15 protein-coding genes are annotated in these 14,556 nt (G+C 42.9%); 14 read left to right on the top strand and 1 reads right to left on the bottom strand.

All coding sequences use genetic code 11. The features are described 5' to 3' along the window. The first annotated feature begins 3 nt into the window (after positions 1–3). The 6 genes from ACTHRG_RS01275 to spoVM all read left to right on the top strand — a co-directional run bounded on the left by ACTHRG_RS01275 (position 4) and on the right by spoVM (position 5,277). On the top strand, positions 4–768 hold the full coding sequence (locus tag ACTHRG_RS01275; RefSeq protein WP_076255705.1) for a Stp1/IreP family PP2C-type Ser/Thr phosphatase: 765 nt from the start codon (positions 4–6) through the stop codon (positions 766–768). Next, the gene (pknB, locus tag ACTHRG_RS01280; protein WP_076255707.1) at positions 761–2,749 is read left to right on the top strand and encodes a Stk1 family PASTA domain-containing Ser/Thr kinase; all 1,989 of its coding nucleotides are present in this window, start codon (positions 761–763) and stop codon (positions 2,747–2,749) included. Before ACTHRG_RS01275 ends, pknB begins: the two co-directional genes overlap by 8 nt. 15 nt (positions 2,750–2,764) lie before the next feature. After that, positions 2,765–3,646: a ribosome small subunit-dependent GTPase A gene (gene rsgA, locus ACTHRG_RS01285; protein WP_076255709.1), complete on the top strand. Its 882-nt coding sequence runs from the start codon at positions 2,765–2,767 to the stop codon at positions 3,644–3,646. Between the two features lie 3 nt (positions 3,647–3,649). Continuing rightward, on the top strand, positions 3,650–4,300 hold the full coding sequence (rpe, locus tag ACTHRG_RS01290; protein WP_048007933.1) for a ribulose-phosphate 3-epimerase: 651 nt from the start codon (positions 3,650–3,652) through the stop codon (positions 4,298–4,300). A gap of 71 nt (positions 4,301–4,371) precedes the next feature. Further along, the gene (locus ACTHRG_RS01295; protein WP_076255711.1) at positions 4,372–5,019 is read left to right on the top strand and encodes a thiamine diphosphokinase; all 648 of its coding nucleotides are present in this window, start codon (positions 4,372–4,374) and stop codon (positions 5,017–5,019) included. Positions 5,020–5,196: 177 nt separating this feature from the next. Beyond that, positions 5,197–5,277: a stage V sporulation protein SpoVM gene (gene spoVM / locus ACTHRG_RS01300; protein ID WP_019381739.1), complete on the top strand. Its 81-nt coding sequence runs from the start codon at positions 5,197–5,199 to the stop codon at positions 5,275–5,277. A gap of 144 nt (positions 5,278–5,421) precedes the next feature. On the opposite strand, the gene rpmB is transcribed toward spoVM, so the two are convergent. After that, positions 5,422–5,610, bottom strand: coding sequence for a 50S ribosomal protein L28 (gene rpmB / locus ACTHRG_RS01305; protein WP_019381740.1), 189 nt, complete (start codon positions 5,608–5,610; stop codon positions 5,422–5,424). 448 nt (positions 5,611–6,058) lie between these two features. On the opposite strand from rpmB, the gene ACTHRG_RS01310 reads away from it, so the two are divergent. From ACTHRG_RS01310 to ACTHRG_RS01345, 8 genes are all read left to right on the top strand, one after another. Further along, positions 6,059–6,421, top strand: a complete 363-nt coding sequence (locus ACTHRG_RS01310; protein ID WP_009330806.1) for an Asp23/Gls24 family envelope stress response protein — start codon at positions 6,059–6,061, stop codon at positions 6,419–6,421. Between the two features lie 16 nt (positions 6,422–6,437). After that, positions 6,438–8,114 carry a DAK2 domain-containing protein gene (locus ACTHRG_RS01315; protein WP_076255712.1) on the top strand — a complete coding sequence of 559 codons (1,677 nt, stop codon included), beginning with the start codon at positions 6,438–6,440 and terminating at the stop codon, positions 8,112–8,114. Positions 8,115–8,343: 229 nt separating this feature from the next. Next, positions 8,344–10,392: an ATP-dependent DNA helicase RecG gene (gene recG, locus ACTHRG_RS01320; protein ID WP_076256220.1), complete on the top strand. Its 2,049-nt coding sequence runs from the start codon at positions 8,344–8,346 to the stop codon at positions 10,390–10,392. Between the two features lie 111 nt (positions 10,393–10,503). Beyond that, on the top strand, positions 10,504–11,064 hold the full coding sequence (gene fapR, locus ACTHRG_RS01325) for a transcription factor FapR (protein WP_076255713.1): 561 nt from the start codon (positions 10,504–10,506) through the stop codon (positions 11,062–11,064). 20 nt (positions 11,065–11,084) lie between these two features. Then, the gene (gene plsX / locus ACTHRG_RS01330; protein WP_076255716.1) at positions 11,085–12,089 is read left to right on the top strand and encodes a phosphate acyltransferase PlsX; all 1,005 of its coding nucleotides are present in this window, start codon (positions 11,085–11,087) and stop codon (positions 12,087–12,089) included. 26 nt (positions 12,090–12,115) lie between these two features. Then, positions 12,116–13,063, top strand: coding sequence for an ACP S-malonyltransferase (fabD, locus tag ACTHRG_RS01335; RefSeq protein WP_076255718.1), 948 nt, complete (start codon positions 12,116–12,118; stop codon positions 13,061–13,063). Next, complete coding sequence (gene fabG, locus ACTHRG_RS01340; protein WP_076255720.1) at positions 13,060–13,803, top strand: 3-oxoacyl-[acyl-carrier-protein] reductase; 744 nt, start codon at positions 13,060–13,062, stop codon at positions 13,801–13,803. The genes fabD and fabG overlap by 4 nt, the downstream gene beginning before the upstream one ends. Before the next feature lie 91 nt (positions 13,804–13,894). Beyond that, positions 13,895–14,128 (top strand): acyl carrier protein, encoded by a 234-nt coding sequence (locus ACTHRG_RS01345; RefSeq protein WP_009330799.1) that lies wholly within the window; start codon positions 13,895–13,897, stop codon positions 14,126–14,128. Positions 14,129–14,556: the final 428 nt, after the last annotated feature.

The following is a 14,556-nucleotide window of genomic DNA, read 5'->3' on the forward strand; positions in this document are numbered from 1 at the left end:
AGAATGAAAGCTGTTTTCATGACAGATAGAGGCAAAGTCAGGCAGCATAATGAAGATAATGGCGGCATCTATGTGAACAGCAGCGGTCAGCGCCTTGCCATCGTAGCAGATGGCATGGGCGGCCACCGTGCTGGCGATGTGGCAAGCGAAATGACTTTAACAAGTTTGAAAGAATTCTGGGATCAGACAGATGACTTTCAGACTGCCGATGAGGCTGAAGGGTGGCTGCAGAAGTATATTGCAGAGGTCAACACCATCCTTTATGAACATTCAAAAGTAAATGAACAATGCGAAGGTATGGGCACTACTGTTGTTGCTGCCATATGTACCGATCGTTTTGCGACTATTGCGAATATCGGCGACAGCAGATGTTATATTTTAAATGAGTCAGGTTTTCAGCAGCTGACGGAAGACCATTCCCTGGTGAATGAACTTGTAAGGTCAGGGCAGATTTCAAAGGAAGATGCCGAGCATCATCCAAGAAAAAATGTGCTGCTGAGAGCGTTGGGAACGGAAGCAGCTGTTGAGATGGATATTAAAACTATTACATTCGAAGACGGCGACTTATTATTATTATGTTCTGACGGATTGTCCAATAAGGTATCTGTGGCAGAAATGAGCGAAATCCTCAATAGTGGAGGTACACTTGAAGAAAAAGCTTCAGTCCTGATTGATAAGGCCAATGATAATGGCGGCGAAGATAATATTACGCTCGTGATTGCTGAGTATGATGAAAGCAATGAGAGCGGGATGATAAATGATGATTAAGGGAAGAAGATTAAGCGGCCGCTATAGAATTATTGATATGATCGGCGGAGGAGGCATGGCGAATGTCTACCTGGCCCATGATATGATTCTTGATCGTGATGTAGCCGTGAAAGTGCTTCGGATGGACTTTGCCGAAGATGAAGAATTTATCCGCCGTTTTCATCGTGAAGCCCAGTCTGCAACCAGCTTAGCCCACCCGCATATCGTCAATATCTATGATGTTGGCGAGGAGGACTCAATCTATTATATTGTGATGGAATATGTAGATGGACAAACGTTAAAGCAATACATACAGCAAAACAGCCCTATTCGCATAGATGATGCCCTGGAAATTTTGAAACAGCTGACCTCAGCCATATCTCATGCACATCAAAACCATATCATACACCGGGATATTAAACCGCATAATATTTTGATAGACAGGCATGGTAATGTTAAGATTACTGATTTTGGAATTGCCATGGCACTAAGCGCTACAAGCATAACCCAGACAAATTCAGTGCTGGGCTCTGTTCATTATCTTTCTCCTGAACAGGCCAGAGGGGGAATGGCCAACAGAAAGTCTGATATCTATTCCCTTGGAATTGTTATGTTTGAGCTGTTGACAGGAAGGCTTCCTTTCTCAGGTGAATCTGCGGTATCAATAGCACTCAAACATCTGCAATCGGAGACGCCTTCTCTGAAGAGATGGAATCCATCCATACCGCAAAGTGTTGAAAATATCGTTTTAAAAGCGACCGCTAAAGATCCTTTTCACAGGTATGATACCGTTGAAGAAATGGAAGAAGATATCAGAACAGCTCTTGAGCCCGAAAGACTGCATGAAAAAAAGTTCATAGTGCCGATTGACGATGATGCTACAAAAGCTATACCTGTTATTACAGATGACCGCCCATATGAAAGTATGGATGAGACCTTAGTTCATGCAAAGGATCCAAAGGGTGACACGCAGCCTGTGGCAAACCCCCTCCCTGAAAAGAAGAAGAAGGAAAAAAAGAAGAAGAAAAAGAAATGGCCGATAATCCTGGTATCAGTCTTTATGTTTCTGATTGTGACAGGGATCCTTGCTATAACCGTTTTTCCTGATCTGATGGAGCCAAAGGATGTTCAGGTTCCGGATGTATCCGGCAAAGAGGTGGAAGATGCAATAGCAGAGCTGATTGCCGCAGGGTTTACGGTTAGGGATACAAAGCCGATCAGTGACCCGGATGTTGATGAAGGCCTCGTAGTTAAAACAGATCCGAAAGCAGGCAGGACTGTTAAAGAGGGAACCTCCATTGATATCTATGAAAGCTCCGGCAAAGAAAAATTTGAATTAGCAGATTACCAGGGCAGGCAATATGGTGATGTTGTCCGCCTGCTTGAAAGCAAAAATTTTAAAAGCATTGAAAAAAACGAAGAAACCGATGATAGTGAGCCGGCTGGGACCATCCTGGATCAAAACTTATCAGAAGGCGACCTTGTCGTTCCAGAGGATACGGAATTGATTTTCACTGTGAGCAAAGGACCGGCGCCAATAGCATTAAAAGATTTACGCGGCTATAACGAAAAGGGTCTTCAGGAGTACGAAGAATCTTCAGGATTGAAGGTAGAATACGGGGAAGAAGAGTACCATGAGGAAGTCCCTGAAGGGCTGGTCATCAAACAGGACCCGGCACCAGGCGCAAATCTGACAAGGGGACAGAAGGTGACGGTGGTTCTTTCAAAAGGAAAAAAAGAACTCCTTCCTAAGACTGAAAATATTGAGATCAGCATTCCATATGAGCCTGCCGCCGAAGGTGAGCCCAATGAAGTTCAGATTATCATTAAGGATTTGAATAATACAGGTTCTGAACCAATGCATACAGAGCTGATCTATGAAGATGTAGTAATACCAATTGATCTGACAATCGCTCCTGGACAGAATGCTTCTTATAAGGTTCTGCGCGATGGCCAGGTTTTTGAGGAAAAAGAAATACCTTATCCGGATGAAGAATCATAAGCAAGGAGTGTTGCTATGCCTGAAGGCAAAATTATTAAAGCCATAGCAGGGTTTTATTATGTATTAAGCGGAAATGAAACCATTCAGTGCCGCGGACGCGGAGTTTTCAGGAAAAATAAAGTTACACCGCTTGTCGGTGATGAAGTAGTGTTTCAGGCAGAAAGTAATACAGAAGGATACATCTTAGAAGTAAAGGAACGGAAAAATGAGCTGATTCGTCCGCCGATTGCCAATGTTGATCAGGCCATTCTTGTATTTTCAGCTGTTGAACCGGGCTTTAGCACCTCTCTTTTAGATCGTTTCCTGGTGCTGGTTGAATTTAATCATATAAAGCCGCTCATCTGCATTACTAAAATTGACCTGGCAGATGAAAGTGAGTATAGGAAAATTCAGCAATATGCATCTGATTACCGCAAAGCCGGCTATGATGTTTTGCTGACATCCTCTGAAACAGAAGAAGGTGTTAAAGATCTGATGCCCTATCTGGAAGGTGAGATATCTGTTTTTGCCGGACAGTCAGGTGTGGGGAAATCTTCTTTGTTAAACGTTCTAAGACCGGACCTGGAGCTGAAAACAAATGATATATCTTCGCATTTGGGCAGAGGAAAGCATACGACCAGGCATGTAGAGCTGCTCGAGGTTGGAAAAGGGCTTGTTGCTGATACCCCGGGATTCAGCTCCCTCGAATTCACGGATATCGAATTGGAGGATCTCAATTATTGCTTCCCTGAAATTCAGGAGAAAAGTGAACTTTGTAAATTTAGAGGATGCCTGCACATGGCTGAGCCTAAATGCGCTGTAAAAGCCGCCTGTGAAAACGGTGAAATTCCATCCTACAGGTATGAACACTACAAAACCTTTCTGCAGGAAATCAAAGATAGAAAGCCGAGGTATTAATTTATGGTAAAAATCGCACCTTCTATTTTATCGGCAGACTTTTCTAAATTGGGAGAAGAGATTAAAGATGTTGAACGCGGCGGAGCTGATTATATTCACGTTGATGTAATGGACGGCCATTTTGTGCCGAATATTACAATTGGTCCATTAATAGTGGATGCCATCCGTCCTGTAACAAAGCTGCCCCTTGACGTTCATTTGATGATAGAAGATCCGGATAGTTACATTGAGGCATTTGCTAATGCGGGTGCCGATTACATCACTGTTCATGCAGAAGCATGCAGGCATCTCCACAGAACGGTTCATTTTATTAAATCCTTTGGCGTCAAGGCTGGAGTGGTTCTTAATCCAGCTACACCAGTTAATATGATAGAGCATGTTATCGAAGATATCGATATGGTATTGCTTATGTCTGTTAATCCCGGTTTTGGAGGGCAGAAATTCATCCCATCCGTTCTTCCGAAGATTGCAGCCGTAAAAAAATTGGCTGACGCAAAAGGCCTAAACATTGAAATAGAAGTGGACGGCGGAGTAAATGAAGAAACAGCGCAATTGTGCATTGAAGCTGGAGCCAATGTGCTGGTTGCCGGGTCGGCGATTTATAATCAGAAAGACAGAGCAGCAGCGATTGCTGCTTTAAAGGGTTCGCAATAAAAAGAAGCCAGCTGGAATACAGCTGGCTTTTTGTCATATATAAGATACATTAATGAATGGAGCAATGTATAATGATTATCAATATTTTAGCTGGCGGCCCGGATGACTTGCTGCCTGATCTGCATTCGTTCAGTAATACAGCTGATATTTGGGTCGGAGTAGACAGAGGGGTGCTTACTCTAATTCAAAGCGGCATTCAGCCGGAAATGGCATTTGGTGATTTTGATTCTGTGTCGGATGAAGAGCTTTTACTCATTGAAGAAAATGTAAAAGAGCTGAACAGGTTCAAACCGGAGAAGGATGAAACGGACATGGAGCTTGCCTTGAATTGGGCACTCGGCCAAAAACCTGAAAAAGTCAGTTTGCTTGGTGCCACAGGCGGCAGGCTTGACCACTTATTCGCAAACATTCAGCTGTTAATAAAGCCTGCACTAGCGGAAGACTTTGTTCCTGTCGAAATTATTGACAAGTCTAATAAGATTTACATTAAGACTCCAGGTAAATACAGCATAAAGCAGCATTCAAATTTCAAATACATTTCGTTTGTTCCGATTACTATGGAAATTAAAGGCCTCACCCTGAGAAATTTCAAGTATCCACTGACAGATCGGACCGTCCCTGCCGGTTCTACTCTTTGTATCAGTAATGAACTTATTGATGATTGTGGTACTTTTTCTTTTACTGAAGGCATATTAATGGTTGTAAGAAGCAAGGATTAAGTGCCGGGCCGGTGCTTCCCTGCAAGATGCGGGAAAGCTGGATATGAGTCTTAGCATGAATTGCTTTCTGATCATTTTTTGTAATCATGAGTACTCATCTTTCATTATTTGAATAAGATGGTAAAGACGATTTAAGGACAGAATGGATGCGTAAGATCGTGAGGAGGGACACGAGTAATGAGATTTTATACAATCAAACTTCCTAAATTTTTAGGGGGCATTGTGCGTGCCATGTTAGGGACCTTCAAAAAGGGGTAGACACCCATAAATTAAAAAGAAAATAGCATCAAAACTTGGCACCTCACCTGGGGTGCTTTTATTTTTTGCCTAAATGGGGGAGAATGATAGTGGGTCAAAAAAGGAAAATAAAAAGGACATCCAAAAGGGATGTCCCTGAGCATGTTATACGCGCTCAACTTTACCTGATTTAAGTGCTCTTGCAGAAACCCAAACACGTTTAGGTTTACCGTCTACAAGAATACGTACCTTCTGAAGGTTAGCACCCCAAGTGCGCTTGTTAGCGTTCATTGCGTGAGAACGTGCGTTACCTGAAGTTGTTTTTTTACCAGTTACTACACATTTGCGTGGCATGTATGTTTCCCTCCTTACTAAAAGCATAAGCTGAAACTATTTTTCAATGCTTTCATCTGCAATAGTCAGATTCATCCATCTGAATTAATGCGGAATCCCTGTGCGGATTTCGACATTAAAAGATACTTTAATAATTTATCATACAACCCTTCTGATTGCAATAGTTTGCTTTCAAGAAAATTTCCTTGACATAGGGGGATGGAACATGAGCTATAATAGAGATGGAGAAGTATAACTTTCAATATCACAGCCCATATAGTAAAATATTATAAGGTATGCTTTAAGCTTTGAAGTTAGAAAGACCGCTGCCCAGCTAAAAAAGGTGAATTGTCTCTTGCCGGAAGGCTTAGCCTCCAGGATGCAATTCAGGGGAAAGCCAGCACTATCGTTAAGCGGCAGTGCCTGAAGAAGCTTTTATGAAAAGCAATTTCCAAAGGGGGAACGAACCATGTCCATCGAATTAAAAACAAATTTCGGGCAAATTGATATCTCTAATGACGTAATTGCAACAATCGCAGGCGGAGCAGCAGTTGACTGCTACGGCATCGTAGGAATGGCCTCTAAAAATCAAATTAAGGATGGTCTTACAGATATACTGCGAAAAGAGAATTTTACCCGTGGTGTAATTGTTCGCCAGGAAGAAGATGAAGTACATATCGATATGTATATTATTGTAAGTTACGGAACGAAAATTTCCGAGGTTGCCCACAATGTGCAATCTAAAGTGAAATACACCCTTGATAAAACAGTTGGGCTTAGCACTGACTCGGTTAATATTTACGTTCAGGGAGTTCGAGTAACGAACCCGTAGTGAGGAGGAAAGACTTGTGTCAAAAAAAGATTTAGATGGGAAGCTTTTTGCCGAAATGGTCATACAAGGAGCGAACCATTTATCTGCTAATGCAAAATTAGTGGATGCGTTAAATGTTTTCCCTGTTCCTGATGGAGACACAGGAACCAACATGAATTTGTCAATGACTTCCGGAGCAAAGGAAGTTAAAGCTAATATCCAGGAGCATATTGGAAAGGTAGGTTCTGCTCTTTCTAAAGGTTTGCTTATGGGAGCACGAGGGAACTCGGGAGTAATTCTCTCCCAGCTGTTCAGAGGCTTCTCAAAAGCGATTGAACATAAAGCTTCCATAAATGGAAAAGAGTTTGCTGATGCTCTGAATTCTGGTGTGGAGACGGCATATAAAGCTGTGATGAAGCCGGTTGAAGGAACGATCCTTACTGTTGCAAAAGATTCCGCTAAGAAAGCGGTTCAGGCTGCTAATCATGAAGATGATATTATCGTGATTATGGAGGAAGTTTTGAAAGAAGCAAGGGCTTCCCTAAACCGCACTCCAGATCTTCTTCCAGTCTTAAAAGAAGTAGGAGTTGTAGACAGCGGCGGCCAGGGCCTTGTGTTTGTATATGAAGGATTCCTTGCCGAGCTAAAGGGCGAAAAACTTCCTGATACACCGGCAGCCCTTCCAAAAATGGATGACCTGGTTAGCGCAGAACACCATAAAAATGTTCACAGTTTTATGAACACTGAGGATATTGAGTTCGGTTATTGCACTGAATTTATGGTCAAATTCGAAGATGAAAAGCTTTCTGCTAATCCTTTTTCAGAAGACAGATTCCGCCAGGACTTAAGCCAATATGGCGACTCACTTCTGGTGATTGCGGATGAGCAGCTTGTAAAAGTACATATCCACTCTGAACAGCCGGGAGATTGCCTGACATACGGACAGCGCTATGGCAGTTTAATCAATATGAAGATTGAAAACATGCGCCAGCAGCACACCAACTTAGTCGAAGACGTTCCTACACCTTTGGCTGCTCAGGCTAAGCCAAAAGAAAAGCAGGAGTACGGAATTGTGACAGTATCAATGGGCAGCGGCATCGCGGATCTTTTCCGAAGCATCGGCGCACATGCTGTCATTGAAGGCGGACAGACAATGAATCCCAGCACGGAAGATATTGTAAAAGCCATCAAAGAAGTAAATGCAAAAAAAGTAATCATTTTGCCAAACAATAAAAATATTATTATGGCTGCACAGCAGGCTGCAGAAGTGACTGAAGAAGAAGCAGTGGTTGTTCCTTCAAAGACTGTTCCTCAGGGAATGGCGGCACTTCTTGCCTTTAATCCAAGTGCTGAGCTTACAGAAAACGAAGAAGGCATGACAGATGCACTTCAGCATGTGAAAACTGGCCAAATCACGTTTGCTGTCCGTGATACAAGCATCGATGGCCTTGAGATCGAGAAAGATGATTTCATGGGCATTGCAGACGGCAAAATTGTTGTGAAAAACAAGAATAGAGTTCAGGCTGCCAAAGATCTTCTGGAAGGAATGATCGACGATGACTCTGAGATCCTTACCGTCTTAAAAGGTGAAGATGCAGCAGAAGAGGAAGTAGACTCACTTATCAGCTATATTAAAGATAAATATGATGATATTGAGGTTGAGCTTCATGATGGAAAACAGCCTCTATACTCTTTTATTTTCGCAATTGAATAACCAATAAACAAAGCGAGGGCCCAGCCTTCGCTTTTGTCCATTTTAAACCTTTATTAAATGCTTTGAAGCATGAGTTTTTATTTGGTTTAAGGTTACTTTCTTGCGTTTTTTAATCACAATGTGCTAGTTATAAAGCAGGCGCTTTAGAAGCCTGTATATAAAAGTAACGGAGCAGGGAGGGATGGCGGACTGCCTGAAAGAAAAAATAATAGGCAGCCGTTCAATAAACGTGAATCCAAATTTAATCCAGTCTGTTACAGCTGTTAAAGGCATTGGGGAGGAATCAGCCGAATTACTGGCTGAAATGAATATTTACACTGTAAAAGACTTGCTTGAATATTTTCCATATAGATATGAAGATTACAGGCTCAAGGACCTGGCAGAAATGAAGCATGATGAAAGAGTGACGGTTGAAGGAAAGGTTCACAGTGAACCTTCACTTGCTTATTACGGCAGGAAACGCTCCAGGCTCACTGTTCGGGTGCTTGTAGGACGGTATCTCATCCAAGTGATTCTGTTCAATCAGCCTTATCTGAAGAACAAAATTGTATTAAACGAAACGGTTACGGTGACTGGAAAATGGGACCAGCATCGGCAGGTGATTACAGCCAGTGAACTTAAATTAGGAAATGCCTCTGGCAATAAGGATTTTGAGCCGGTTTATGCTGTAAAAGGTAATGTCACGGTCAAGGGCATCAGGCGATTTATTAAACTGGCTTTCTCACAGTATGGAAATGACATATCAGAAACTTTGCCTGAAAAATATTTATTGCAATATAGACTATTGAATAGGCGAGATGCTGTGAGATCGCTTCATTTTCCCGCCAATGAACAGGAACTCAAGCAGGGAAGGCGGCGTTTTGTTTATGAGGAGTTTTTCTATTTTCAATTAAAAATGCAGGCACTAAGAAAGATTGAAAGAGAGCAGTCAAAAGGGGTTGCGCAGGCTTATGATCTTTCAAGGCTAATGGAGTTCATTGACTCACTGCCATTTGATTTAACCGGAGCACAAAAAAGAGTAGTTAATGAGATCATGTCTGATTTGAAATCTCCATACAGGATGAACAGGCTATTACAGGGGGATGTTGGTTCCGGCAAAACGGCAGTGGCGGCGATTGCTCTTTTCGCCAGCAGGACAGCAGGCTTTCAGGGAGCATTAATGGTCCCGACCGAAATTCTGGCAGAGCAGCATGCGGAATCTTTAAAGTCGATGCTCGAGCCGTTTGGGCTGAGATGTGAACTCCTGACAAGCTCTGTTAAAGGAAAGCGAAGAAGAGAAATTCTCCAGCTTTTAAAGGATGGAGAGATTGATGTTCTCATAGGCACACATGCACTTATCCAGGATGAAGTGGAATTTAATAAACTGGGACTTGTCATTACTGATGAGCAGCATAGATTTGGGGTAGGGCAGCGACGGATACTCAGGGAAAAAGGGGAAAATCCTGATGTTCTGTTCATGACTGCAACGCCAATCCCAAGAACATTGGCCATTACCGTTTTTGGTGAAATGGATGTATCCATCATAGATGAAATGCCGGCAGGACGAAAAGCAATTGAAACCTATTGGGCAAAACCTGAAATGCTGGACAGGGTCCTGGGTTTTATGGAAAAGGAGCTTTCAGCAGGTCAGCAGGTTTATGTGATCTGCCCGCTTATTGAGGAATCAGACAAATTGGATGTTCAAAACGCTATAGATGTCCATGCGACTTTGATGCATCATTTTCATGGCCGTTATGATGCCGGACTCATGCATGGCAGGCTTCATCCGGATGAAAAGGAAAGTGTTATGAAAGCTTTCAGCCGTAATGAAACTCAGGTTCTTGTTTCGACGACGGTTGTTGAGGTGGGTGTAAATGTTCCAAATGCAACGATGATGGTGATCTATGATGCGGAGCGGTTTGGACTTGCACAGCTGCATCAGCTGAGGGGCAGGGTAGGAAGAGGAGATAAACAATCGTATTGTGTGCTTCTGGCTGACCCGAAATCGGAAGTTGGAAAAGAACGCATGAAAATCATGACAGAAACCAATGATGGCTTTGCCCTAAGTGAAAAGGACCTTGAGCTTCGGGGTCCTGGAGACTTTTTCGGAAGAAAGCAAAGCGGGCTCCCGGAATTTAAAGTCGCTGATATGGTCCATGATTACCGCGCACTCGAAACCGCCAGAAATGATGCCTCCATGCTAGTGGAATCGGATGAATTCTGGCACTCGGATGAGTACCTGCCTTTACGGCAATACTTAAAGGAAGCAGGAGTGCTGGAAGGGGAAAAACTGGACTAGAAATAAGGTATTCAGAGCGGATTGCAGAAAAGTTCTTTCTTGCAATCTGCTTTTTTTGATTATATACTACTATTAGTACCTAGTCTTAATATCTCGGACGGTGGGATTTTAATGAAAAGAAACAAAAAAGAACGTCAAGCATTATTAACGGACACCATAAAAGAAAATCCTTTTGTCACGGACGAGGAACTTGCGGACAAGTTCTCTGTCAGCGTCCAGACAATCAGGCTCGATCGGCTGGAATTATCAATTCCGGAATTGCGTGAGCGAATCAAGCATGTTGCCGAGAAAAGTTTTGAGGATGAAGTGCGATCTTTACCAATAGAAGAAATAATCGGTGAAATAATAGATATAGAATTGGATAAAACGGCGATATCCATTTTCGATGTAAAAAGTGAACATGTCTTCAAGCGTAATGGAATTGCCCGGGGCCACCACCTGTTTGCACAGGCCAACTCACTGGCGGTCGCCGTCATAAATGATGAGCTGGCATTAACGGCAAAAGCCAATATTCAATTTACAAGGCCAGTGAGATTAAATGAACGTGTCATCGCAAAAGCAAAAGTCCTTACAATAGATATTGACAGCGGAAGGACAATGGTTGAAGTCAATAGCTTTGTCAATAACGAACAGGTATTCAAGGGAGAATTTGACATGTTCAGAAAAAAATAATCATTAAAGGATGAAGCATCATGAAAATTGCCATAGACGCAATGGGTGGCGACAATGCCCCAAAGGAAATTGTCCTTGGGGCAATGAAAGCTGCCGCAGAATTTAAAGATGTACATATCACCCTTGTAGGTGATGAGTCAAAAATAAACCAATACCTTACTTCAAATGAGCGAATTGATATACTACATACAGATGAAGTCATCTTGCCGGATGATGAGCCGGTGAGAGCTGTACGCAGAAAGAAAAAAGCATCCATGGTGCTTGCAACGCAGCTTGTCACAGATGGCAATGCGGATGCATGCATTTCTGCAGGAAATACGGGTGCTCTTATGGCCGCAGGGCTTTTTGTGGTAGGAAGGATTGAGGGCATTGAACGCCCGGCATTGTCACCTACGCTTCCGACAATAGACGGAGAAGGGTTCCTTTTGCTGGATGTAGGGGCGAATGTGGACGCAAAGCCGGAGCATCTTCTTCAATATGCAATTATGGGATCTATATATACCGAAAAGGTCCGGGGTGTTGCCAATCCGAGAGTAGGCCTTCTAAATATCGGAACGGAAGAGAAAAAAGGCAATGAGCTGGCAAAAAATACATTTGATCTGCTGAAGAATGCGGATATCAACTTTATCGGCAATGTGGAAGCCCGCGATTTGCTTGAGGGAGCTGCAGATGTGGTCGTGACAGATGGATTTACCGGCAATATGGTGCTCAAGACAATTGAGGGTACTGCTCTATCTGTATTTAAAATGCTAAAAACAGCACTGACCAGCAGCTTTAAAACAAAATTGGCAGCAGCAGCCTTAAAGCCTGATTTATACCAGCTGAAATCCAAAATGGATTATTCCGAATACGGCGGTGCCGGTTTATTTGGATTAAAGGCGCCGGTTATCAAGGCGCATGGCTCTTCAGATGCAACAGCTTTATACAGTGCTGTGAGGCAGACCAGGAACATGGTCGAAAACAATGTCGCTGATACGATTAAGGAAGCGGTTGAAAAAGAAGCCAATAAAACAGCTCTTCAATAAACATTTTAAACTTGGGGGGAAGCATGATGGGTAAAATCGCCTTTTTATTCCCTGGGCAGGGATCCCAGACGGCAGGAATGGGGAAAGCCTTAGCTGAACAGGATGAAAAAGTAAAATCATACTTCGAGAGTGCCGATCAAAAACTTGGCTTTTCATTATCGAAACTTATTTTTGAAGGGCCTCAGGACAAATTGACGTTAACAACAAACGCACAGCCTGCACTATTGACTACTGGCATTGCCATTCTCGATTATTTTAAAAGATCTGGTATAACACCTGATTTTGTTGCGGGACATAGCCTTGGTGAGTATACTGCACTAGTCGCTGCGGAAGCTATATCCTTTGAGGATGGGGTATATGCTGTCCGTAAGCGGGGCGAATTCATGGAAGAAGCCGTTCCTAATGGCGAGGGAACAATGGCTGCTGTATTGGGCCTCGACAGGGACAAGCTTACTGCAGTTACAGAAGAGGTTACTGCAGGAGGAAATCCGGTGCAGCTTGCAAACCTGAACTGTCCTGGACAAATTGTCATTTCAGGTTCAAAAGCAGGCGTGGAACTGGCTTCTCTAAAGGCTAAAGAAGAAGGTGCCAAGCGTGTGCTTCCGCTGGAGGTAAGCGGCCCTTTCCATTCCCAATTAATGAAGCCTGCTGCGGAGAAGTTCAGGGGAATCCTTGATGAAATTGAGATTAAAGATGCAAAGGTTCCTGTCATTGCCAATGTAACAGCTTCTGAAATGACATCTGCTTCAGAAATAAATGGCAGATTGATTGAACAGCTGTATTCTCCTGTGCTCTGGGAGGATTCAATCCGCAGGATGATAGAGCTTGGAGTGGATACATTTATAGAAATAGGGCCAGGAAAAGTACTGTCAGGCTTAGTGAAAAAGGTAGATCGTTCCCTTAAAACGTATGCCGTTTCAGATGCAGAATCATGCCAGGCAGTTACAGAATCCTTGAAGGAGGAATTGAGATGAAGCTAGAGGGAAAAGCCGCTTTAGTAACAGGAGCTTCCCGCGGAATCGGAAGAGAAATCGCTTTAGGTCTTGCCAGGCAAGGTGCAGATATTGCGGTTAACTACTCCGGAAGTATGGCTGCGGCGAACGAAGTCGTTGATGAAATAAAGGCATTAGGCAGAAATGCTTTTGCTATCCAATGCGATGTGTCAAATAGTGATTCCGTGACAAGCATGGTAAAAGAAACAGTAGAAAAGTTTGGCAAGCTTGATATTCTGGTTAATAATGCGGGGATTACGAGGGACAACCTGCTTATGAGAATGAAGGAAGACGAATGGGATGATGTTATTAACATTAATCTGAAAGGTGTTTTCCTATGTACAAAAGCTGTTACAAGGCAGATGATGAAACAGCGCAGCGGCCGCATTATCAATATTTCATCCATTGTCGGTGTCAGCGGAAATCCTGGACAGGCTAACTATGTCGCTGCCAAATCAGGGGTTATCGGTCTGACAAAAACCTCAGCAAAGGAACTTGCATCAAGAGGGATAACAGTCAATGCCATTGCACCAGGCTTCATCACAACTGATATGACGGATAAGCTGAACGAGGATGTAAGGGATCAGATGCTAAAACAAATCCCATTGGCACGCTTCGGCGATCCTGCAGATATTGCAAATGTAGCAGTGTTTCTAGCTTCAGAGGACAGCCGTTATATGACAGGGCAAACACTGCATGTTGATGGCGGAATGGTCATGTAATTTGTAACAGGGTTGTAATGCAAAATTTTTTATAAAAGCTTTCAATAAAGGCTAAAAATAATCTATAATACTTGAGGGGAGGTGAACAAGCATGGCAGAAGTATTAGAACGTGTAACAAAGATCATCGTGGACCGTCTTGGTGTTGAAGAGTCTGAAGTGAAATTGGAGGCTTCTTTCAAAGATGATCTAGGTGCTGATTCCCTTGATGTAGTAGAATTAGTAATGGAATTAGAAGATGAGTTCGACATGGAAATTTCTGACGATGACGCTGAGAAAATCGCAACAGTCGGTGACGCTGTAAATTACATAAAAGCTAGCCAATAATCGTTAGTAGAACCACTCTGCAGTGAGGGAATCCCCCCTCACTGCAGCAATTTTTTCAGATGTTTACTGTCCGGTGTTACCTGCAGCATCGAAAGGGCAGCTTGGAATTAGGCTTTCAGCCTTTAGCAGGTGACTGTGGACAGTAAATACGATTCTCAAAAGCTCCGTTTGATAACGGGGCTTTCTTCTGTGAAAATGGCCGTAACCATATGAAACATAAAATTGCTTTATATCCAAGTTTTTTTGCGTTTTTCCTCTTTATTACGTAAAATTAGGGAAGACCAATTATTTAGATTTTATGAATGTAAGTTTCCTTAAGCCTTATGGCTTTTGGGCATTTATTTATATTTTTCGTTGAGTTGATTGGAGCGGAAGGTGCGAGATCCTCGAAAATGCTGCCGCATTTTCTTCGTGCGGTGTTCTTTCGA

Source organism: Cytobacillus sp. SAFR-174, from assembly GCF_051964675.1.
In the GTDB taxonomy this organism is placed as follows: Bacteria; Bacillota; Bacilli; order Bacillales; family Cytobacillaceae; genus Cytobacillus.

What these genes read in the sequence shown, in the direction of transcription:
- rpmB (WP_019381740.1), bottom strand. Translation starts at nt 5,610, where the DNA reads ATGCCACGCAAATGTGTAGTAACTGGTAAAAAAACAACTTCAGGTAAC.
- fabG (WP_076255720.1), top strand. Translation starts at nt 13,060, where the DNA reads ATGAAGCTAGAGGGAAAAGCCGCTTTAGTAACAGGAGCTTCCCGCGGA.
- ACTHRG_RS01345 (WP_009330799.1), top strand. Translation starts at nt 13,895, where the DNA reads ATGGCAGAAGTATTAGAACGTGTAACAAAGATCATCGTGGACCGTCTT.
- ACTHRG_RS01275 (WP_076255705.1), top strand. Translation starts at nt 4, where the DNA reads ATGAAAGCTGTTTTCATGACAGATAGAGGCAAAGTCAGGCAGCATAAT.
- spoVM (WP_019381739.1), top strand. Translation starts at nt 5,197, where the DNA reads ATGAGATTTTATACAATCAAACTTCCTAAATTTTTAGGGGGCATTGTG.
- fapR (WP_076255713.1), top strand. Translation starts at nt 10,504, where the DNA reads ATGAAAAGAAACAAAAAAGAACGTCAAGCATTATTAACGGACACCATA.
- rpe (WP_048007933.1), top strand. Translation starts at nt 3,650, where the DNA reads ATGGTAAAAATCGCACCTTCTATTTTATCGGCAGACTTTTCTAAATTG.
- ACTHRG_RS01310 (WP_009330806.1), top strand. Translation starts at nt 6,059, where the DNA reads ATGTCCATCGAATTAAAAACAAATTTCGGGCAAATTGATATCTCTAAT.
- rsgA (WP_076255709.1), top strand. Translation starts at nt 2,765, where the DNA reads ATGCCTGAAGGCAAAATTATTAAAGCCATAGCAGGGTTTTATTATGTA.
- plsX (WP_076255716.1), top strand. Translation starts at nt 11,085, where the DNA reads ATGAAAATTGCCATAGACGCAATGGGTGGCGACAATGCCCCAAAGGAA.
- pknB (WP_076255707.1), top strand. Translation starts at nt 761, where the DNA reads ATGATTAAGGGAAGAAGATTAAGCGGCCGCTATAGAATTATTGATATG.
- fabD (WP_076255718.1), top strand. Translation starts at nt 12,116, where the DNA reads ATGGGTAAAATCGCCTTTTTATTCCCTGGGCAGGGATCCCAGACGGCA.
- ACTHRG_RS01295 (WP_076255711.1), top strand. Translation starts at nt 4,372, where the DNA reads ATGATTATCAATATTTTAGCTGGCGGCCCGGATGACTTGCTGCCTGAT.